The organism is Pseudomonas grimontii (assembly GCF_007858185.1).
Lineage (GTDB): Bacteria > Pseudomonadota > Gammaproteobacteria > Pseudomonadales > Pseudomonadaceae > Aquipseudomonas > Aquipseudomonas grimontii.
Genome location: NZ_VFES01000015.1, coordinates 96784 through 118318, shown reverse-complemented (window position 1 = coordinate 118318; position 21535 = coordinate 96784). Strand labels below are relative to the sequence as shown.

Here is a 21535-nt window from a genome sequence, read left to right as displayed (position 1 = left end):
CCTGATTGCCGCGCAGGATTTTATCGCCCAGAGAAAGTGCTTTGACCCGAACAAAAATAATTAAAGGGAAGGACGTACACCATGCAAACACCTGCCAAGTTCACCACCCATATCGTATTGGCCGCGTTGGGCCTGATCGCCTATCAGCAGGCTCAGGCCGCACGCATCGAACCGGCCGGCAGCGCCTTTACCGCCCAAGGCCCGATCAGCTTTTCCAAAGGCGCGCTGATCAGCGCCGATTGCACCATCAAGGTGGCCGGCAAGGTCGCTGCGGATGGTTCCTCGGTCAATGTCGACAAAGTCGACTTCGATGGCGGCCTCAAATGCAGCCGGGTCGAAGCCATCAACTTGCCGTGGATACTGGTCGCCAAAGATACCAAGAGCGGTTCCATGTCGAAGATCAGCGTCGATGTTCACGCCTTCGGCCTGGGCGGCAAGTGCGGGCCTTCTACCGCCGATGGCACCTGGGATAACGCCACCGGCAAGTTGGAAGCGGCCAATGTACCGATTGGCGAAGACTGCAAGATCAAGACGGTGTCAATCAAGATGCCACCGAACTTCAAAGTTGTTGAATAACGTGCTGCGGTAATTGAATTGAAATTTGGCTGGAAAGGGAAGTTCTGCAGTTTCACCGTGACCTCTCGTTCATGGCCATTACCCCTGGCGAAATGAATTCGCCATAACATGTGAGGAAAAACAATGAAAAGTTTGAAAACCCTCGTATCGTTGTCTGCTTTGGCTGTTTGCATGGGTGCTGCTTCGATGGCGAATGCAGTGAGTATCGCTCCGGTCAGCAGTAATTTTTCCGCGTCCGGTTCACTTACTGTGAAGTCACCATCCTCTTTTCAGTTGCCCATTACGTGTGACGTGAAGTTTGATGGTTCTGTAAACAATGTGGGAATTGCGAGTATCACCAAGGTCACCGTGTCGGGTAGCAACAACCTGTGCAAGCTACCTCAAATCACGGGTGTGCCATGGACGCTGACTGCTACATCCCTGAGTGGTACTTCAGGCAGCGGGAATGTCACCAACGTCGGTTACACCATTCCTGCCAGCGTGTTGTATCCAGCGTCCAACTGCGGTCCATCGACCGTCACGGTGGCCTACAACAACAGCACTGGCGTGTTGACCACCAGCCCTACAAGCCAGCCTCTTGGTTCGTCCTGCACCCTTCAAAGCCTGAGTGTAACGGTGACCACATCGCCGCTGCTGCAGATCGTTCCTTAATCGTCCCGCAGAGCACTCTGGGCTGATCACCCACGGCAAAGACAGGTGCCTCGCAAGAGGCATCTGTTGCGACAAACCATCGGTATTTACCCGCTGGGGCGGTATAAAAACAATAAGGAGTGGAGCATGAATAATAAGAAACAACAGGCACAAACATTCCTGAGCCTGGCATTGCTCAGCGGGTTCATGGTGGCTGCCGGTTCGGCCCAGGCGGGAGCGTTCATGACGCCGACGACAAACGCTGCCGGCTGGGGTCGCGCATTTGGTGGTGGTTCGTTGTTCAAGAACGACCCGTCATCGGCCTATAACAACCCCGCTGCCATGGCATTTATCGACAAGAACATTTCCCAGTTCACGCTCAATTACGCAAATATCGATATCAAATATAAGGGTAGCGCGTACGACTACTCTGGTCGGCCTACGTCGGCCACGGTTTTGGATCCCAACTTCAATCCGATCTACGACACTAGAACGGGAGATGGGGGCCAAGCGGGTTTTGAGGCATGGGTGCCTACCGGCTTCATGGTCATGCCAATTAATGATCGCCTGAACTTCGGCCTGAGTCAGGTGGTCCCCATGGGGGCGAGGACAAGCTACGACAATGATTGGAAAGGCAGGGACTTCGCGGTTGATACGAAGATCGAGACGGTTGCACTGACTGGCTCGCTGTCGTTTAAAGTCACTGACGAATTCTCCGTTGGGGGCGGTGCGATTCTTCAGCACACCTCTGGTTTTGTAAGCCAGAACGTCGACTTGTTTGCCGCAGCGGCACAGTCTGCGGACTTCGGTTTTACTCCCTTTGCTGCGGGTCAGGGCTTTTCGTTGATGCGCGTCAAAGTCGACAATACATCGCTGGGCTGGTTCGCGGGTATCGCCTGGAAGCCGACCAGTCAGGACACGCTGGGCTTGAATTACCACGCGAAAATAAAGAATAAGTTAGAGGGTAAATACAATATCTACGCCGACGAACAATCTCGGTTACTCATGACCACGCCTGTTCTGGACGGTAAAACCCTGGTAGAAATGGCCTACCCAGGCCTGCACCTCTACCCCGATGGAGCCAAGGCCTCTACCCAATTGGATATCCCGGCTACCGCATCCTTCGATTGGGTACATCAATTCAATGATCGTTGGGGTGTTGGCTTCAGCGCGACTTGGACGGATTGGTCATCGTTCAAAGCGCTGACCCTCAAGTCCGAAGGCAGCACCATTGTTTCGATTCCCTATCGCTACAAAGATGCATGGCAATTCTCGTACGGCACCGACTACAAATTGACTGACGACTTTACCGTGCGTGGCGGTGTTTCTTTTGACCAGACGCCTACGCCGGACGCCACCCGTGACCCGCGTATTCCGGACGGTGACCGCACGTTCGTGTCCCTGGGTTTCGGCTACAAAGTCAGTGCAATACCAGGCTTGAGCGTCGACGGTGCTTATTCCCATCAATTCGTAGAGACCGTCAAGCTGAGGACTAAAAACGTGGATCGCCTTGGAGGGGCCAGCCTCGATGGCAAGTCGGAGGCGCGTGGTGATGTGGTTAGCGTATCTGCGACTTACGAGTTTTGATCCGGCTACATTCATATTAGCCAGCAGTTAGCGCATCTTTCTGTTGTGCTGCATATGGATGATGCATCGACGGGTTGCCCGCGCGACCCGTTCCGATTTTCTCATCCCATCAACCCATCAGGCTGACCCATTCAGCCGCCAATTTTTTCGCCAAATAATTAAATAAAAATTTCAAAACAAAATTTGAATTTAGCTTTCCAAGTTTGTAGTGTGGCTTTACGCCGCAGGTCAATCCGACCTTCCGCACGTAAACCACGCCCTGAATCGAGTAGAGGTATCCCATGGTTATCTGGTTATTGGTGGGTTTCGCAGCTGCGATTGCCCTGGCGTATCGACAAGCCGCCGCCACCTTGTGGTTGGGCGCTGGCTTGGTCTGGTTGGCGATTGGTTACCTGTTCAACGTAGTGGTGGCTTTCGGCGCCACCGTCGCAGCAGTGCTGGTGGTGTTACCGGCGCTGTTGATGACCCTTAAACCGCTGCGCCGCACGCTGTTGACCAGCAAGGCCCTCAACCTGTTTCGCACGATCATGCCGGCGATGTCCGACACCGAACGCGCCGCTATCGAGTCCGGCACGGTGTGGTGGGACGCTGAGCTGTTCAGCGGCCAACCCGACTGGCAGCGCCTGCTGCAAGCGGCCCCGGCGAGCCTGAGCGCCGAGGAGCAAGCCTTCCTCGACAATGAAGTGGAAACCCTGTGCGACATCGCCAACGACTGGGAAACCACCCAGGTCTGGCAGGACATGTCCCCCGAAGGCTGGCAGTACACCAAGGACGCCGGCTTTCTCGGCATGATCATTCCCAAGCAGTACGGCGGCAAAGGCTTCTCCCACTACGCCCATTCCCAGGTGGTGATGAAACTCTCGACGCGTTGCTCGGCGGCGGCGATTTCGGTGATGGTGCCCAACTCCCTGGGCCCGGCCGAACTGCTGCTGCACTACGGCACCGACGCCCAGCGCAATTACTACCTGCCGCGTTTGGCGCGGGGTGAAGACATCCCGTGCTTTGCCCTGACCAGCCCGTATGCCGGCTCTGATGCCGGGGCGATTCCAGATCTGGGCATCGTCTGCAAAGGCACCCATGAAGGCCAGGAAGTGCTGGGGTTTCGCGTGACCTGGGACAAGCGCTATATCACCCTGGGGCCGATCGCCACCGTGCTTGGCCTGGCGTTTCGTGCCGAAGACCCGGACGGTTTGCTGGGGCCGAAAGGTTCGCTCGGCATCACCTGCGCCCTGATTCCTACCTCCCACCCCGGCGTGAACAGCGGCCGTCGCCACTGGCCGCTCAACGCGGTGTTCCAGAACGGTCCGACCACCGGCAAGGATGTGTTTATCCCGCTGGAATGGGTTATCGGTGGCCGCGAGCAAGTCGGCAACGGCTGGCGCATGTTGATGGAGTGCCTGGCCGCCGGCCGGGCGATTTCGCTGCCATCGGCCAACGTCGGCCTCGGCAAGGTCGCGGTGCGCGGTACCACGGCCTACGCGGCGATGCGTAAACAGTTCGGCCTGCCCATCGGCAAGTTCGAAGGCGTGCAGGCGCCGCTGGCGCGTATGGCCGGGCACCTGTATGCCTGCGATGCGGTGCGCAAGGTCTCGGTGGCGTCCCTGGATGCCGGTGAGAAACCCTCGGTGATCTCGGCCATCGCCAAGTACCACGTCACCGAACGCGCGCGAATGATCGTCAACGACGGCATGGACATTGTTGCCGGCAAGGGCATCTGCATGGGCCCCAATAACTTCCTGGCTCGCGCCTACCAGCAAAGCCCCATCGCGATTACGGTGGAAGGCGCGAACATCATGACGCGCTGCCTGATCATCTTTGGCCAGGGCCTGATCCGCTGCCATCCCTATGTATTCCGCGAAATGGAAGCCGCCCGCAACCCGGACCGGCGCAAGGCGCTGGAAGCGTTCGACAGCGCGATGTTCGGCCATGTGAGTTTCGTGCTGGCCAACACCGTACGTGCGGCGGTGCATTCTCTGACCGGCGGGCGCCTGATTTCCGTACCGGCCAAGACCGACCCCGCGCTGGCGTCCTACTATCGCCAGGCCAATCGTCTGTCGGTGGTGTTGGCGCTGGTCTCGGATATTTCCATGGGCGTGCTGGGCGGTGCCCTCAAGCGCAAGGAAAGTATCACCGGGCGCTTGGGCGATATTCTGTCGCAGCTGTACATCCTGTCTTGCGTGCTCAAGCGCTTTGAGGACGACGGTCGTCCCCAGGCAGACCTGCCGCTGGTGCACTGGGCGGCACAGGACGCGTTGCTGCGTGCCCATGAAGCCCTCGCCGAAGTGCTGGATAACTACCCCTCCACAACAGCGGCTGCGGTGCTGCGAGGTTTGACGTTCCCGTTCGGTATCCCGCTGCGCAAACCCTCGGATCACCTGCTGGCCCAGGTGGCCGATGTGGTGCAGACCCCCGGCGAAACCCGCGACCGCCTGCTGGCCAATTCCTACATTCCACGCCCGGAAATCGACAAGCTGGCCTACGGCGAATTGGGCTTTCGCCTGTTGCCGCAGGTGGAGCTGATCGATGCCCGGCTCAAGCCGGCCATCAAGCAAGGCCTGCTCGAACCGATGCCGATCTCCACCACGGCCTTTACCGGCTGGCGCGTCAAGGCACGGGCGCTGGACCTGATCAGCGACGACGAAGATGCCTTGCTGGCGCGCTATGTGGAATACGCCGACCACGCTATCCAGGTGGATGACTTCCCCCAGGACTTCGGTTTGCTGGAGGCGTTGCAGCAGCGCAAACAGGCGTTGGAACCGGCGCCCAAGCGCCGAACCGCCCAAGGTGAAAACGCCTCGGTCAACTAGGACAAACGCGGTCAGTGTGGGAGGGGGCTTGCTCCCGATAGCAATCCATCAGTCGCCGGCTCATTGGCTGAATCACCGCTATCGGGGGCAAGCCCCCTCCCACATGGATCGGGTTTACAACGTCAGAATGTGTTGTGAGTGAATGCGGATATGAGTGACAGCTACCTATCGTTCGTCAATTCCCCCTGGGGCCGTCGCCTGGCCCAGGCGGTGGGCTTGCCTCAGCCCGTGCCGTTGCAGCGCCATCGCAGCGGCCAGCCAGGCCTGGTCAACCCGGTGATTGTCGCCGGGGCAGGGCGCCTGGTTGCGCAGGTGCAACAGGTTTTCAGCGCCACCGACACGGTCACCGCCACCCCGGCGACGCCTAAGGCGCCGTCCACGGTGAAGGTGCAGGGTGCGGTGTTCGACGCCAGCGCTGTGGTCGACCTGAAACAGCTGGATGAGCTGTACGAATTCTTTCACGCCAACGCCAAACGCCTCGGCCAGCACGGTCGCGTGGTGGTGTTGGGCACGGCGCCCGAACACTGCGCGAACTTGCCCCAGGCCATCGCCCAGCGTGCCCTCGAAGGGCTGGTGCGCTCGCTGGCCAAGGAGCTGCGCCGCGCGATCACCGTGCAGTTGATCTACGTCGCACCGGGTGCCGAAGCGGCGTTGGACAGCAGCCTGCGTTTCTTCCTGTCGCGCCGCTCGGCCTACGTCTGCGGGCAGGTGGTGCGGGTGGAAAAACCGGTGGACGGTCACCCCAGCGTCAACTGGGATAAACCCTTTGCCGGCCGACGCGCGCTGGTTACCGGGGCTTCCCGTGGCATCGGCCTGGCGATTGCCCAGGTACTGGCGCGCGATGGCGCCCATGTGGTCTGCGTGGATGTGCCCCAGGCCCAGGAATCGCTGCAACAGGCGGCCGCCAGTGTGGACGGTTCGGCGCTGCCATTGGACATCACGGCGGCGGACGCCGCTGCACAGCTTCAAGCCCATGTCAGCCAATACGGCGCCTTCGACGTGGTGGTGCACAACGCCGGGATCACCCGCGACAAGACCATTGCCAAGATGACTGAAGCGGCCTGGCGCAGTGTGCTGGCGGTCAACCTCGAAGCTCCGTTGCACCTGAGCAACGCCCTGTTGGAATGCCAGGGTCTGAACCCCGGCGGGCGCATCGTGTGTGTGTCGTCGATCTCCGGCATTGCCGGCAACCCCGGGCAAAGCAACTACGCCACCTCCAAGGCCGGCGTGATTGGTCTGGTGCAAGGCCTGGCGCCGCGTGTGGCGGCGGCACAGGTCACGGTGAATGCGGTGGCGCCGGGATTTATCGAGACCCAGATGACCGCAAGAATCCCGCTGATGATTCGCGAAGCGGGGCGGCGCATGAACTCGATGTCCCAAGGCGGGCAGCCGATCGATGTGGCCGAAACCATTGCCTGGCTGGCGCACCCTGCATCGGGCGGGGTCAACGGCCAGGTCGTGCGCGTGTGCGGCCAAAGCCTGCTGGGAGCCTGAGTCCATGGACTACGTGACGCAGATCGTCGACCCACCGCCATCGCGCACGCGCCTGCTGCTGGACGGCGTGCGTGGCCTGCGCAAACCCAAGCTCGAGGACGCACCGCTGTTGCCCAAGGAGCGCCTGGTGCGCTCGGCGGTGGAATTGTCTGCTGCGGGCATTTCGGCTTACGGCCGTGCCTGTGGCTTTCGCCGCGAGCAGGGCGTGCCGCTGTCCTACCCCCATGTGCTGGCGTTCCCCCTGCACCTGATGCTGCTGACCCGTCCGAGTTTTCCGTACCCGGCCAGCGGCATGGTGCACCTGGCCAACCGTATCCGACAGCACCAGCGCCTGCATGAAGGCCAGGCGCTGCGCCTGGAAGTCTTTTGCGAACGCTGGGTGGCCCATACCAAGGGCCAGGCGCTGAGCATCGCCACCCGTGCCTACAGCAGCGGCACCCTAGTGTGGGAAAGCGACAGCCTGTACCTGCGCCGCGAGGTGAAAGGTCCCGTCGGCGAGCCGTGGGAGGACGCGCTGTCGTTGCAGGAAGAAGGCCTGTTGCGCACCCAGCGCTGGATGTTGCCCGCCGACCTGGGCCGGTGCTTTGCCAAGGTCTCGGGGGACTTCAACCCGATCCACACCTCACTGATCGGCGCCAGGCTCTTCGGCTTTCGCCGCGCCATCGCCCATGGCATGTGGACCCTCGGCCGCGCATTGGCCGCTCAACAACCGCCCGGTGGCCTGGATCAGGCCCAAGCCCATTGCGACTTCAAACTGCCGATCTTTTTGCCCGGCCAGGTCGCTCTGTGGCAGCACCCCGTGAGCGGCACGCGCCGCGAATTCGAAGTGCGCAATTTCGCCGGCGACAAACCGCATATGCGCGGGCTATTTGTCTGGAATGAGAGCCATCCATGAGTGACTACAGCTTCAACCCGGCCCCGACCCGCCGCGTGGCGATTATCGGCGGCAACCGCATCCCGTTTGCCCGTTCCAACACGGTGTACGCCCACGACAGCAACCAGGACTTGCTGGTGGCGGCGCTGCAAGGCCTGGTCGACCGTTACAACCTGCACGGCCAGCGTCTGGGCGAGTTTGCCGCCGGCGCGGTGATCAAGCATTCGCGGGATTTCAACCTGGCGCGTGAGTCGCTGTTGTCGACCACCTTGTCGCCGCAGACCCCGGCCTACGATGTGCAGCAAGCCTGCGGCACCGGCCTGGAAGCGGCCTTGCTGGTGGCGAATAAAATCGCCCTCGGCCAGATCGAGGTGGGCATCGCCGGTGGCGCCGACACCACCTCCGACGCGCCCATCGGCATCAATGAATCCCTGCGCCACACCTTGCTTGCGGCCAACCGCGCCAAGGGCATGGGCGACACGTTGAAGGCGTTGCTGAAGATGCGTCCGTCGATGTTGTTCAAGCCGCTGTTGCCGCGCAATGGTGAGCCGCGCACCGGCTTGTCCATGGGCGAGCATTGCGAAGCAATGGCCCAGCGCTGGCAGATCAAGCGCCTGGCCCAGGATGAGCTGACCCTCACCAGCCACCAACGCCTGGACGCAGCGTATAAACGCGGTTTCTTTGATGACCTGATCAGCCCCCATCGCGGCCTGGCGCGGGACAACAACCTGCGCGCTGACGCCAGCCTGGAGAAACTCGCCGGGCTGTCCCCGGCCTACGACCGCCAGAGCGGCACTCTCACGGCGGGCAACTCCACGCCACTGACAGATGGCGCCTCGGTGGTGCTGCTGGCCAGCGAAGAATGGGCGACCGCCAATGGCTGGCCGGTGTTGGCCTACCTGCGCACGGGCGAGACGGCGGCGGTGAATTTTGTCGATGGCAGCGAAGGCCTGCTGATGGCCCCGGCCTACGCCGTACCGCGCATGCTCAAGCGCGAAGGGCTGAGTTTCGCCGACTTCGATTTCTTCGAGATCCACGAAGCGTTTGCTGCCCAGGTGCTGTGCACGCTCAAGGCCTGGGAAGACGCCGATTACTGTCGCGAGCGCCTGGGTCTGGACGCGCCGCTGGGGGCCATCGACCGCGCCAAAATGAACGTCAACGGTGGCTCCCTCGGCTGCGGCCACCCGTTTGCCGCCACCGGTGGCCGGCAGTTGGCGGCGCTGGCCAAGGCCATTCACGAACGGGCCGGCGGTCGCGGCCTGATTTCCATCTGCGCGGCGGGCGGGCTGGGCATTACCGCCATCGTCGAAAAGTAGCGCTATCAAAAACAACAATAAGGAGACTGCCATGAACGCTATCAGCCTGGAACACACCGAACGGGTCTGGTTGAACGCTTACCTGCCCGGCGTCCCGGCAGACATCGATGCCGCTATCGAGGACTACCCGTCGCTGCGCGAGGTGTTCTTGGAGCATCTGGAGAAATTTCGCGAGCGGGTCGCCTACGTCAGCATCGGCACTGAAATGACCTACGCCGACTGGCAGGTGCAAGGCATTGCGTTTGCCGGCTGGCTACAGGGCCAGGGGGTGAAGAGGGGCGACCGCGTGGCGCTGATGATGCCCAACTGCTTGCAGTACCCGATCTGTTTGCTCGGCACCATCCTGGCCGGCGCGGTGGTGGTGAATGTCAACCCGTTGTACACCTCCCACGAGCTCAAGCACCTGCTCAAGGACAGCGGCGCGGAAACTGTGGTGATCTTCGAAAACTTCGCCCACACCCTGGAAAAAGTCATCGCCGGCAGCAGCGTCAAGCGCGTGGTGGTGGCCGCCATCGGCGACTTGCTCGGCACCTTCAAGGGTGCGGCGATGAACTTCATCCTGCGCCGCGTGCAAAAGCAGGTGCCGGCCTTCAACCTGCCTGGCTCGGTGCGCTTCAACCAGGTGCTGAAACAGGGCCGCGCGCTCAACCACTTCCCGGTGGACATGCACCTCGACGACCTGGCCTTCCTGCAATACACCGGCGGCACCACGGGGGACGCCAAGGGCGTGATGCTCAGCCATCGCAATATCATCGCCAACCTGTTGCAGGCCAAGGCTTGGGTCGGCGACCAGTTGGACCAGGACAAACAGGAAACCAACGTCACCCTGCTGCCGCTGTACCACATCTTTTCGCTGACGGTGAATTGCCTGATGTTCATGTGCCTGGGCGGGCGCAACATCCTTATCGCCAACCCTCGGGATGTGAAACGGGTGCAGATGATCCTGCGCAAGGAACGCTTCAATGGCATCGCCGGGGTTAATACGCTGTTCAACGGCTTGCTGGAGAATAAGGAGTTCTGTGCGCGGGACTTCTCCGACCTGCGCATGGTGATCGCCGGCGGCATGGCCACTCACACGGCAGTGGCCAAGCGCTGGAAGGAAGTCACCGGGCTGCCGATCATCGAAGGCTACGGCCTTACCGAGTGCTCGCCGGTGGTGAGCATCAGCCCGATCAATATTGCGCGCATGCGCGAAATGGAATTCACCGGCAGCATCGGCGTCCCGTTGCCGTCGACCTGGGTGCGGTTCATGCGTGAAGACGGCGAACTGGCCGAGATTGGCGAGCAGGGCGAACTGCAAGTGCGCGGTCCGCAGGTGATGCAGGGGTACTGGCAGCGTCCGAAGGAAACCGCCGAGGTGCTTGACGCCGAGGGCTGGCTGTCGACCGGTGACATCGGCGTGATGGACGAACGCGGCTATATCCGCCTGGTGGACCGCAAGAAAGACATGATCCTGGTCTCGGGCTTCAACGTGTACCCCAATGAAATCGAAGACGTGGTGGCGCTGCACCCGGGGGTTGGCGAAGTGGCGGCCATCGGGGTGGAAGATGGCGTGACGGGCGAGAGGGTCAAGATCATCGTGGTGCGCAAGGACCCGAAGCTGACCCAGGAACAGATTCTTGCGCACTGTCGGGAGTACCTCACGGGGTACAAGGTGCCCAGGTATGTGGAGTTTCGCAGTACCGAGTTGCCCAAGACTACGGTGGGTAAGGTACTGCGCCGAGCCTTGCGCTGATTTAAATGTGTGTAGGTGACCTACCTAAATGTGGGAGGGGGCTTGCCCCCGATGGCGGCCTCTGGGCCGACCATTTTTTTGGATCAGACCGAGTACATATCCGTTGCTGCGGTAACGGCGGCTATGGGTTCCGCCCTTACGGCGGCTCACTTTGGAAAAGCCCCAAAGTAAGCAAAGGGCTCTTGCCCCACCACTCGGCACCTCGCCTAGGCTCGGTGTGCCCGTAATCCGACAGTGATTTGGGTGGCCGCCGCCACGCGCCATCCATGGCGCGGGGCGGCTAAACCGGCATCCCTGCCGGTTTACCCCCCAAATCACTATCGGATTCCGGCCAGCGTGGTTAACGGGGCGCCTGAGATCAAGATCAAAAGCAAGATCAAGAGCGGCTCGCTTCGCATCGTGGTTACCATCGTGGTTGCCGTTGGCTGCTACAACGTTGTGTAGATAGCGATGTCCAATACATTGGTTGACACTCCGCCATCGGGGCAGGGGTATCCACACAACTTTTCAAACCCTGACAAATCTCCCTGTGGCGAGCGGGCTTGTCCCGCGTTGGGCTGCGGAGCAGCCCCAAAACCAGCCGCAGTGGAGCGCCTGATACACCGCATTCGTCCTCATCAGGAGCGCTTCGCACCCCAACGCGGGACAAGCCCGCTCGCCACAGAGGTAGTGGGGCCTCCCTCCCACATGTTCAAACCGAGTTCACGTTGACCCAGCGCTCTTCACGGGCAGCCACGCGAATCGCCGTCGCCAACCGCTCCACCTCCCACGCCGCTTCAAAGTCGGTGCCATCCGCGCCCTGGCCGGCCAGCGCCATGATCAATTCCTGCACTTCCAGGGTCTTCAGTTCGTTGTAACCCAACTGATGCCCGGCAGCCGGGCTGAAGGCCGCGTAGCCGGGCAGGGCAGGGCCGGCCAGCAAACGCTGGAAACCGTCCTGGCCGACACGACACAGGCGCAGTTCATTCAAGCGTTCCTGATCGAACGCCAACGTACCCTTCGTGCCGCTGATCTCGAAACTCAGGTGGTTCTTGTAACCGTGCTTGAGCCAACTGCTGCTCACCGTGCCGCGCGCGCCGTTGGCGAAGCGCAGCAAGGCATGTACCTGGTCATCCACGGCGATGGCTTTTAGCTCGGCACTGCCGTTGACGGCCGGGCGCTGGGCGTGGACGGTCTGGGTGTCGGCACACACGCGGGTCACGTCGCCCACCAGATAACGCGCCATCGACAGCAAGTGGCTGCCCAGGTCCGCCAGGGCGCCACCGGCGTGTGCCACTTCACAGCGCCACGACCACGGTGACGCCGGGTCGGCCATGAAGTCTTCGCTGAACTCGCCCTGGAAACTGATGATTTCGCCGAGGTCGCCCTTGGCAATCAGTTGCCGCGCGAGGCCGATCATCGGGTTGTGCTGATAGTTGTAGCCCACCCGCGTCACCACCCCGGCCGCACTGGCGGCGCGGCGCATGGCGTCGGCCTGTTCGAGGCTGACCGCCAGGGGTTTTTCGCAATACACCGCCTTGCCCGCTGCAATCGCCGCCATCGCCATGGGGTAGTGCAGGTGGTTGGGAGTGGTGATGGCCACGACGTCCACCGACGGGTCGTTGATCAACGCTTGCCAGTCGCCGTGGGCCTTGGCAAACCCCCAGGCCGTGGCACAGCGCTGGGCGCGTTCGGTGTCGGCATCGGCCAGGGCGGCCAGCTTGAGGTGTACCGGCAGTTCAAATACCGCCCGGGCATTGTTGAACGCCAAGGCATGGGCGCGGCCCATGAAGCCTGTGCCGATCAAGCCGATTCCGAGTTCACGCATAGCCGTGGTCCTTTGGATTATTGTTTTCAGGAAGGCTATTAATGGAATAAAAATTCCCACAATTCAAGATATGGAATAAAAATTCATTGATCAGCCTGGCTAATACCCTGCTATTCAGGCATGGCTAAACGCCGCCAGTTAACAAAAGATAACGTAGCACCGATTGTCAGACGATTCGAAAGCCCGATAGGATGGCCCCTGCTTCCTCCAGGCGCTCTAGATTGCAGGTTTCAGGGCCCGGGAAGGCGAGACGACCTAACAATAATAAATGGGAGAAAGGTCTATGAGTGAGCCTGTCATGGGTTGGGTTGTTTGCCGCCCACGCGCCGCACGCAGGGTTGCGTTGCTGGCCGCAGCGCTCTCGCTGTTTGGCGCTGTCGCATTGCCGACGGTCGTCCAGGCCGCCAGCGATACCACTTTTGCGATTGAATCCCCCAAGGCCGCCAAAGGCCTGATGATCGACGTCGTCCATGCCGGCAAGCGGCTGGTGGCGGTCGGTGATCGCGGGCACATCCTCTATTCCGATGACCAGGGCAGTACCTGGACTCAAGCCAAGGTCCCCACCCGGCAACTGCTGACGGCGGTGTATTTCGTCGATGACCAGCACGGTTGGGCGGTCGGCCATGATGCGCAAATCCTTTCCAGTTCCGACGGCGGCGCCACTTGGACCCAGCAATACCAGGACCTCAAGCGCGAATCCCCGCTGCTCGACATCTGGTTCAAAGACGCCAGCCACGGCCTGGCCGTCGGCGCCTACGGTGCGCTGATCGAAACCACCGACGGCGGCAAGACCTGGGAAGACGTCAGCGACCGCCTCGACAACGAAGACCAGTTCCACCTCAACGCCATCGCCCAGATCAAGGACGCCGGCCTGTTTATCGTCGGCGAGCAGGGCAGCATGTTCCGCTCCAGCGACGACGGCCAGACCTGGGAAAAACTCGAAGGCCCCTACGAGGGCTCGCTGTTTGGCGTGATCAGCACCGCACAACCGCAGACCCTGCTGGCCTACGGCTTGCGCGGCAACCTTTACCGTTCCACGGATTTCGGCAGCACCTGGGAACAGGTCGAACTGAATGCCGCACGCGGCGCCCTGGAGTTCGGCTTGTCGGGGGCGACGTTGCTGGAGGACGGCGCCATCGTCGTCGTCGGTAACGGCGGCAGCGTGGTGGTCAGCCATGACGACGGCCAGACCTTCAGCGTGTTCAACCGCCCGGACCGCATTTCGTTGTCGGCCGTCACGGCGGCAGGCAATGGCAACTTGATTCTGGTCGGGCAGGGCGGTGTTCGTGTGGCCGCGCCAACCGGCGCTGAACCGACAAAACAATAAGAAGGCGGGCAAAGAATGAGCAGTCATCACAACGATAAAGCGACCTTTCTTGAGCGCCTGATCTTCAACAACCGCCCGGCAGTGATCGTCATCTGCCTGCTGGTGAGTGTTTTCCTGTTCTGGCAGGCGACGTTGATTCGCCCGTCCACCAGCTTTGAAAAGATGATCCCGCTCAAGCACCCCTTCATCGAAAAGATGATGGAGCACCGCAACGACCTGGCCAACCTGGGCAACACGGTGCGCATCTCGGTGGAGGCCAAGGACGGTGACATCTTCACGAAGGAGTACATGGAGACCCTGAGGCAGATCAACGACGAGGTGTTCTACATCTCCGGCGTCGACCGTTCGGGCCTCAAGTCGCTGTGGAGCCCCAGCGTACGCTGGACCGAAGTCACCGAAGAAGGCTTTGCCGGCGGTGAAGTCATCCCGCAGAGCTACAACGGCTCGGCGCAAAGCCTCGATCAACTGCGCAACAACGTGCTCAAGTCCGGCCAGGTCGGGCGTCTGGTGGCCAACGACTTCAAATCAAGCATTGTCGATATTCCGCTGCTGGAGTCCTACCCGGACCCACAGGACCAGGGCAAGTTGCTGGCCCTGGATTACCGCAAGTTTTCCCATGAACTCGAAGACAAGATCCGCGACAAGTTCGAAGCCCAGAACCCCAACGTCAAGATCCACATCGTTGGCTTCGCCAAGAAGGTCGGCGACCTGATCGACGGGCTGGTGATGGTGGTGCTGTTCTTCGGCGTCGCGTTCGTCATCACCCTGGTCCTGTTACTGTGGTTCACCAACTGCCTGCGCAGCACCATTGCGGTGTTGAGCACCACCTTGGTGGCGGTGGTCTGGCAGCTCGGCTTGATGCACTTCTTCGGCTTCGGGCTGGACCCGTACTCGATGCTGGTGCCGTTCCTGATCTTCGCCATCGGGATTTCCCACGGTGTGCAGAAGATCAACGGTATCGCCCTGCAATCCAGCGAGGCGGACAACGCGCTGACGGCCGCGCGGCGTACTTTCCGGCAACTGTTCCTGCCGGGGATGATCGCGATCCTCGCGGACGCCGTGGGCTTTATCACACTGCTGATCATCGACATCGGCGTGATCCGTGAGCTGGCCATCGGCGCGTCCATCGGCGTGGCGGTGATCGTGTTCACCAACCTGATCCTGCTGCCGGTGGCGATTTCGTATGCGGGCATCAGCAAGCGTGCCATCGCCCGGAGCAAGAAGGACGCGCACCGCGAACATCCGTTCTGGCGCCTGCTGTCCAAATTCGCCAGCGCCAAAGTCGCGCCGGTATCGGTCCTGCTCGCGCTGGTCGCCTTCGGCGGTGGCCTCTGGTACAGCCAGAACCTGAAGATCGGCGACCTCGACCAGGGCGCGCCGGAACTGCGTCCGGACTCGCGCTACAACAAAGACAACAACTTCATTATCAGCAACTACTCCACCAGTTCCGACGTGCTGGTGGTGATGGTCAAGACCAAGGCCGAAGGCTGCTCGCGCTATGAAGCCATGGCGCCCATCGACCAGTTGATGTGGAAGATGCAGAACACCGAGGGCGTGCAGTCGGCGATCTCGTTGGTGACCGTGTCCAAGCAGATGATCAAGGGCATGAACGAGGGCAACCTCAAGTGGGAAACCCTGTCGCGTAACCCCGATGTGCTGAACAACTCCATCGCCCGCGCCGATGGCCTGTACAACAACAATTGCTCGCTGGCGCCGGTGCTGGTGTTCCTTAACGACCACAAGGCCGAAACCCTCGACCGCGCGGTGCATGCGGTGCAGGACTTCGCCAAGGACAACAACAAGGACGGCCTGGAATTCATCCTTGCGGCCGGTAACGCCGGGATCGAGGCGGCCACCAACGAGGTGATCAAGGAGTCCGAGCTGACCATCCTGGTCCTGGTGTACCTGTGTGTGGCGACCATGTGCATGATCACCTTCCGTTCCTGGGCGGCGACCCTGTGCATCGTGCTGCCACTGGTGCTGACTTCGGTGCTGGGCAACGCGCTGATGGCGTTCATGGGCATCGGTGTCAAGGTCGCGACCTTGCCGGTGGTAGCCCTGGGCGTGGGGATCGGCGTGGACTACGGCATCTACATCTACAGCCGCCTGGAAAGCTTCCTGCGTGCCGGTTTGCCGTTGCAGGAAGCCTATTACCAGACGCTCAAGTCTACCGGTAAAGCCGTACTGTTCACTGGCCTGTGCCTGGCGATCGGCGTGTGCACCTGGATCTTCTCGGCCATCAAGTTCCAGGCCGACATGGGCCTGATGCTGACCTTCATGCTCTTGTGGAACATGTTCGGTGCACTGTGGCTGCTGCCGGCACTGGCGCGTTTCCTGATCAAGCCCGAGAAGCTGGCGGGGCAGAAGGGCAACTCGTTGTTTGCGCACTGATTCCGTCAGCTGCGCAGAGACGCCCGATGTCAGCATCATCGGGCGTTGGTGATCAGGTGGCTGAGGGGGCGATGGCTAAAAACAGCTGATCCTGAGGCGGCATGATCAACACATACAGGATTTTCTCGATAGGTTCGGCCCCAGGCGACTGTTGGCTGCGTAACCGTGTTTGAACATGCTCTTTGAGCAGGTCCTTTTGCGTGTATTTACGCTGGCTGGCGAGTTTCAGATGGGCCCGGGTGTAGCTGGCTGGCGGTGCATCGGCGGTGGCGTAGTGAAAGTGGGCGTACCAGAGCACCGTCGGCGGCTTTTGCGCTTTGTCATACACGGCGTATTCGGTGAAGAAATCGCCGCCCAGGGTGGGCCGCTGCGGATCTGCCCGGCTGGTAAGGTTGATATCGATTTGTTTTTGCCCCCACAGATACTCGAGGCTTTCCAGGCTTGGCCACTGGCGTTTATAGGCCTCACTGCACACCCGCTGCGCCATGCGCTCAATATCCCTGGCGTGTGCCCGATAGGTGTCGATCAGGTCCTGCGCTGAAGGTTGGTTGCGGTGAGCGTGCGCGACTTCATCGGCGAGGTCGGTGAGTTTTTTCGCCTGCCCGGTGAGCAACTCGTCCCAGTCCGCGGGGTTGATGTCTTGCCGGGTGATGGGAGATTCCAGCTTCTGTTGTTGTGCGGTGATTACCCGTTCGATCTCTGTGCGTTGCCGGATCAGTTTCTCGCCCTGAGTCTTGAGCGTTGCCAGGGGGCGCATACTTGCGGCGGGCGCTGGTGTGGCTAGGGATTCTTGGACTGTTTCTACCCAGCTGTCAGCATCATAGGGCTCGAACGAGGTTACGGTTTCACCGGTAAAGGTGTTGGTGATGATCAGACGTTCCTGAGGGTGTTGGCTGTCAGCAGGCTTCAGGTCACCGACCAGGTAGTTTCTTTTGCGGGTTTTGAATATGCGCTTTGTAGGCGCTTTCGGTCTGCGCAAGCTTGAAGACAACGCTTCGACCTCCAGTGCCTCTTGGCTGCGCACCACGCTTTCCAGCTCGTTTTCGGCCAGCATCCGCGCCTGCCTGAGCCCATTCATGAGGCGTTCGGAGACAGGGTGGACGCGTTCTGGATTGATAAACGTGAGGGCCTCAATGGCGCGCTCGTAGCTGCGGTATTTACCGAGGAGCGTGTCATATAGCATGCGCTGTTGATCGAGAGGGTAGCCGGTGCTGCTGCGTACTTCGGTGTGCGAAAGCAAGGTTTGGCTCAGGTTCGAATCGGCAAGATGTTCGATGTACAGCGCCTCCAGTGGCGGCGGCTCCAGTACTGATAATTTGACCACTGCCCACGACAGCGGGATCAGCGCGTGGAGCTCCAGGTTCTCTGAAAAAAAGTGTTGGAGCGTGTCAATGTTTGCCAGCAACTCTTCACGAATCGCACGTCCTGCTACAGAGTCCTGTTCCAATAACTCAAGGGTGGTTTCCATCTCGCGGGAGCGAGCGGCCATACGGTGGATGACGTCTGCCAGTTCAATCGATCGGGTCACGTGTTCGTTGTACGTCCAAGGGCGTCCGCTCTGCAACTCAGGCAACATCCGTTGAATCAGTTGGCTCATGGGCTCGCCACGATCGGTGAATAGAAACGTCTCTGCCCATTTTTGCAGATGGATATGCAGGCGCAGTTGGTCCTCCCAGAGTGTTTTCAGGGTAGCTGCCCGGTCCTGCACGTGGCCACGAGCGCCTGCGTACTTTTCCAGGTCCTGTCCCGCCTTGAACAGTTCAATACGCTTGGGCAGTAACAGTGCGTACTGTTGTTCCGCCTTTTCCAGAGCAATTTCATAGCGCGTGCGTACCTTTGAATAGCTTGATATCTCTTGCTCGTGTCGAGCTTCAAGGGCCGGTTTTTGCGTGTCGGTGGCTTTATCCAGAAGGTTCCATACCAGTTTCAACGTGCTGATGTGTTGAAGCAGGGTTTTGCGCTCGCTGTTTAGCCCATCGAGCAATGCCCTGAACGCGTGCATCGTGGGGGTGATCTCCACACTGAGCACTTGAATGCGGCCCAGCAGTTGCTCCCTTTGGAGCCGATTCGCTTCACGTAAAGCCGCCACGCGCTTGGGGCCACCGCCGGTCAGTTTCAGCCCGCGGTCCAGGGTCCAGTGGCCGGAGCCATCGGTTCGCAGCTTGATCCCAGGGTGGTCGGGTTTTTCGGGGTCAATAATGAACACCTCGTCAAAGCCCGGGACGATGCTGACGCGAAACAGCAGGCCACCCACCGAGGCATGCCAGCGCTGGTTGAGCCTGAACAGCCCCCGTTGCGGGCCGAGCGCGACGGGTTCCGGGGCCGGTTCAGGCCAGGGAATATTGAACCCCAACAGTTTTTTCAGCAGGCGCGCCGAAGCACTGTCGCCGGCCAGTGAGCGGTCAATGTCCAACAGCGTGCGGCCACCACCGGGGGGCTCGGAGGGTAAGCCGACGATGCCCCGCTGAACCACGGCAGAGGCGGGGGGCGTTTGAGTGGATGGGCGGCTCAATGGCCATTGTTCAAGGGCCTGTGGAGCCGGCTCATCGGCGGCGGCGGGCTTTTTTGCTGCCTGGGTGGGCAAGCCGAAGTGGAGCAACACCATGCTGGTATTGAGCAACAGGTCGACCCAGGCAAGTTCCCTGGCAGTCGGGTCGTCGCTCTCCAGTGCCGGCACGTCTTGCTTGAGGCTTTGTGCCAGTTGCATGAACCAGCCCACGGCCGCCAACGGTCCGCGTACCAGCATCAACAACGTATTGAAGCCCAGTTGCATGCCTTCGAGGATTAACGCCCAACGGCTTTCAGCGTTGGAGGTTGAATCGCGGTCGGCCTGGTCCAGCAACTGACGCGCTTCGCACTCAAACAGGTACTCCGTCAGTTGGTTGGCATTGAGGGCTTGCAGAATCCGATCGTTGCTTTCATCTCCAGGCAGGGCAAGGGTGGCGGGAGGCGGAACCCTGGGCAAGGGATCGAACTCTGAACCGATCCCGCTGACACGCACGTAATGGGGCTCCTTGAACCCACCGTTGCTGTAGATAGACCGGGCGTCATCTTTCAACCAGGCCAATACGCTGTCCTGGAGCGCGCCAGGTTCGATGATGGCCGCCAGCAGGCTCTCCCGGTCGACGAATTCCATCAGCGACTCGCGGTATGCGGGGCGATACAGCAGACGCGGCCCCGGCTGCCCGTTGCGGGGCTCGATGATGAACATGTTCTGTACCGTATCCGCCCTGGCGCCGGGCTTGCGCTGAAACGACAGCACGCGCATCACGACTTCATCGGCACCCGCCCAACGCTCTGTACTGTGGGCGCCCAGCACTGCGTTGACATAGCGCAAACCGCTCAGCGTCAGCCCGGCTTCGCCCTTTATTTTGTGCTCCAGGGCCAGGCTTTTCAGGTCGATGGGGCGTTGCTGGCAGAACAGGCGCTTGCGTTGTTGCGCCTCTGCTTCATCACTGAGCAGGCCCTGTTGAATGTAAGCCGGGTAATTGCGGCCGACATCAACGCGTTGCACCAGTTGGAGCAGGTATTCCGGGGTCAGCCAGGGTTCGATTGGCAGCCCTCCCGTGTGCTGCACCGTCATGCGCCCGGCGGGTGTTCCGCTGAGGTTCTTCAGGGCCAGGTCGACCAGGCTCATCGGGACGTTCTCGATGTAGCCGCTTTGCAGCGTGCCCACGGGCACGTGGAAGGTCAGGTGCAGGGTGTCGGCCGCGTAAGGCGACTGGGCAATGTCCGTGCAGGTGCGCTCGCCATGCAGGGCGGCATTTCGGTCCAGGCACAGTTGATGGTCCAGGTGCCGGGTGGCGTAGGTGCGGATATCGTCCAACCCGTCGAGGTAGCCTTTGCCGTGTGTCAGGCGTCTGAGGTTGGCTTGTTCGAGCAGGCGTTGATGAAAGGCAAAGCGGTCGGCAGGCGAGGCGTCGCGTAGCCAGTCAGGAAGGGCGGCCTGGATCGGCAGGCGTGTTTGGCTGGGCACGCGCGGCGCATGGCTAAACAGTTCGGCCGGATCAGTAAGGGCGTCAAACTGCGTCTCCAGTCGTTGGACGGTGCTGTCGGCGGGCAGGCGTATGCGAGCCAGCGCGTCCAGTTGTTGATTCAAGACCAGGGCGGCTTGCACCTCGAAAATATCGCCGTCGGGTTCGTACTGCCGCCAGGTGATCGTATCGGCGATCCATTGCGCTTGCATGCGCTTGCCCCAGGCTTCACCGAAAGCATCCAGGCTTGCAAAGGACAGGATCTGGCCTGACAAGCCGCACCAGAACACGCGGCTGCCGCTGACCACCAGGATATCGCTGGCCTGCAGCGTCAGCGTGGTATTCCCCCGCACCAGCTGGGTTTCCAGGGTGTACGCGTGAATAGCGTTATCGGGCCATGGCCGTTCGGACCTGGCTTCTCGGCTGGGACAGTCGGCCAGGGTGCTGAGCATTTGCAGTTGCTGGGCATCATCACCGGATTGGCGTACGGCCGAGGTGCTCAGCCGGCCTCGCAGCACACTTGCCAACCATTGCCAGCGGCTGCCGCCAGCATCGCTGTCCTGCTCCCAGTAGGTGGCCAGCGCGTCTTGCGCGCCGACAAACAGAATCAGGGGCAGCTCGCGTATCGCGTCTTCAAAGACATGCAGGTCATAGTTGCGCTCGCCATTGGCTTGAAAGGTGAGCCGGGTACCGGTTGTGTCGCTCAGGTAAGCGTCCAGTCCGTAGCGAAACGACAGGTCGGGAAAACTGCCGTCGGCAAGATGTTGGAGCGCCACATCCAGTAGCGGATGCAGACCTCGGCCGCTACCTTCGCGAGGTAGCGCCAGGCAAAGACCTGAAAGGGGAATGGATAACAGCGGCGGATAGTACTCTTCCAGCCTGCTGGCCAGCATTTGAGCAACAACTGAGCGCAGTGACGGCCGCGTGGAAAATTGCGCTGCTACGACTTTTTTCAGCAGGTTTTCGGCCGGACTTGGCGGGATGACAGGCATGGACATCTTCCTTTACGTTGGATAA

Annotated in this window: 12 protein-coding genes; 10 read left to right on the top strand and 2 right to left on the bottom strand. The window is 60.8% G+C overall.

Annotated elements, in window-relative coordinates:
- Window positions 1-81 precede the first annotated feature (81 nt).
- The 8 genes from praA (at window position 82) to FIV39_RS22380 (ending at window position 11019) form a co-directional block, all read left to right on the top strand.
- The gene (gene praA, locus FIV39_RS22415; protein WP_090403428.1) at window positions 82-576 is read left to right on the top strand and encodes an alkane oxidation protein activator PraA; all 495 of its coding nucleotides are present in this window, start codon (window positions 82-84) and stop codon (window positions 574-576) included.
- A 123-nt stretch (window positions 577-699) separates the two neighbouring features.
- A complete protein-coding gene (gene praB / locus FIV39_RS22410) occupies window positions 700-1227 on the top strand; it encodes an alkane oxidation protein activator PraB (protein ID WP_090403430.1) in 528 nt (175 codons plus the stop codon).
- A 126-nt stretch (window positions 1228-1353) separates the two neighbouring features.
- Window positions 1354-2793, top strand: coding sequence for an outer membrane protein transport protein (locus FIV39_RS22405; protein WP_090403431.1), 1440 nt, complete (start codon window positions 1354-1356; stop codon window positions 2791-2793).
- A gap of 281 nt (window positions 2794-3074) precedes the next feature.
- Window positions 3075-5600, top strand: coding sequence for an acyl-CoA dehydrogenase (locus FIV39_RS22400; protein WP_090403433.1), 2526 nt, complete (start codon window positions 3075-3077; stop codon window positions 5598-5600).
- Window positions 5601-5750: 150 nt separating this feature from the next.
- On the top strand, window positions 5751-7094 hold the full coding sequence (locus FIV39_RS22395; protein WP_090403435.1) for a 3-oxoacyl-ACP reductase: 1344 nt from the start codon (window positions 5751-5753) through the stop codon (window positions 7092-7094).
- A 4-nt stretch (window positions 7095-7098) separates the two neighbouring features.
- The gene (locus FIV39_RS22390) at window positions 7099-7989 is read left to right on the top strand and encodes a MaoC/PaaZ C-terminal domain-containing protein (protein WP_090403437.1); all 891 of its coding nucleotides are present in this window, start codon (window positions 7099-7101) and stop codon (window positions 7987-7989) included.
- Window positions 7986-9284, top strand: coding sequence for an acetyl-CoA C-acetyltransferase (locus FIV39_RS22385; protein WP_090403439.1), 1299 nt, complete (start codon window positions 7986-7988; stop codon window positions 9282-9284). The genes FIV39_RS22390 and FIV39_RS22385 overlap by 4 nt, the downstream gene beginning before the upstream one ends.
- A 31-nt stretch (window positions 9285-9315) precedes the next feature.
- On the top strand, window positions 9316-11019 hold the full coding sequence (locus FIV39_RS22380) for an AMP-binding protein (protein ID WP_090403441.1): 1704 nt from the start codon (window positions 9316-9318) through the stop codon (window positions 11017-11019).
- Between the two features lie 691 nt (window positions 11020-11710).
- On the opposite strand, the gene FIV39_RS22370 is transcribed toward FIV39_RS22380, so the two are convergent.
- Window positions 11711-12826, bottom strand: a complete 1116-nt coding sequence (locus FIV39_RS22370) for a Gfo/Idh/MocA family protein (protein ID WP_090403443.1) — start codon at window positions 12824-12826, stop codon at window positions 11711-11713.
- Window positions 12827-13124: 298 nt separating this feature from the next.
- Between FIV39_RS22370 and FIV39_RS22365 the strand changes: the two genes are divergently transcribed.
- Together FIV39_RS22365 and FIV39_RS22360 are read left to right on the top strand one after the other, a co-directional pair.
- On the top strand, window positions 13125-14153 hold the full coding sequence (locus tag FIV39_RS22365) for a WD40/YVTN/BNR-like repeat-containing protein (RefSeq protein ID WP_186731550.1): 1029 nt from the start codon (window positions 13125-13127) through the stop codon (window positions 14151-14153).
- 15 nt (window positions 14154-14168) lie between these two features.
- A complete protein-coding gene (locus FIV39_RS22360; RefSeq protein ID WP_090403448.1) occupies window positions 14169-16544 on the top strand; it encodes an efflux RND transporter permease subunit in 2376 nt (791 codons plus the stop codon).
- A gap of 52 nt (window positions 16545-16596) precedes the next feature.
- On the opposite strand, the gene FIV39_RS22355 is transcribed toward FIV39_RS22360, so the two are convergent.
- The gene (locus FIV39_RS22355; protein ID WP_090403450.1) at window positions 16597-21510 is read right to left on the bottom strand and encodes a hypothetical protein; all 4914 of its coding nucleotides are present in this window, start codon (window positions 21508-21510) and stop codon (window positions 16597-16599) included.
- Window positions 21511-21535 lie beyond the last annotated feature (25 nt).

Bases quoted from the DNA above. Each gene is read 5' to 3' on its own strand.
- praA (WP_090403428.1), top strand. From the start codon at position 82: ATGCAAACACCTGCCAAGTTCACCACCCATATCGTATTGGCCGCGTTG.
- praB (WP_090403430.1), top strand. From the start codon at position 700: ATGAAAAGTTTGAAAACCCTCGTATCGTTGTCTGCTTTGGCTGTTTGC.
- FIV39_RS22405 (WP_090403431.1), top strand. From the start codon at position 1,354: ATGAATAATAAGAAACAACAGGCACAAACATTCCTGAGCCTGGCATTG.
- FIV39_RS22400 (WP_090403433.1), top strand. From the start codon at position 3,075: ATGGTTATCTGGTTATTGGTGGGTTTCGCAGCTGCGATTGCCCTGGCG.
- FIV39_RS22395 (WP_090403435.1), top strand. From the start codon at position 5,751: ATGAGTGACAGCTACCTATCGTTCGTCAATTCCCCCTGGGGCCGTCGC.
- FIV39_RS22390 (WP_090403437.1), top strand. From the start codon at position 7,099: ATGGACTACGTGACGCAGATCGTCGACCCACCGCCATCGCGCACGCGC.
- FIV39_RS22385 (WP_090403439.1), top strand. From the start codon at position 7,986: ATGAGTGACTACAGCTTCAACCCGGCCCCGACCCGCCGCGTGGCGATT.
- FIV39_RS22380 (WP_090403441.1), top strand. From the start codon at position 9,316: ATGAACGCTATCAGCCTGGAACACACCGAACGGGTCTGGTTGAACGCT.
- FIV39_RS22370 (WP_090403443.1), bottom strand. From the start codon at position 12,826: ATGCGTGAACTCGGAATCGGCTTGATCGGCACAGGCTTCATGGGCCGC.
- FIV39_RS22365 (WP_186731550.1), top strand. From the start codon at position 13,125: ATGGGTTGGGTTGTTTGCCGCCCACGCGCCGCACGCAGGGTTGCGTTG.
- FIV39_RS22360 (WP_090403448.1), top strand. From the start codon at position 14,169: ATGAGCAGTCATCACAACGATAAAGCGACCTTTCTTGAGCGCCTGATC.
- FIV39_RS22355 (WP_090403450.1), bottom strand. From the start codon at position 21,510: ATGCCTGTCATCCCGCCAAGTCCGGCCGAAAACCTGCTGAAAAAAGTC.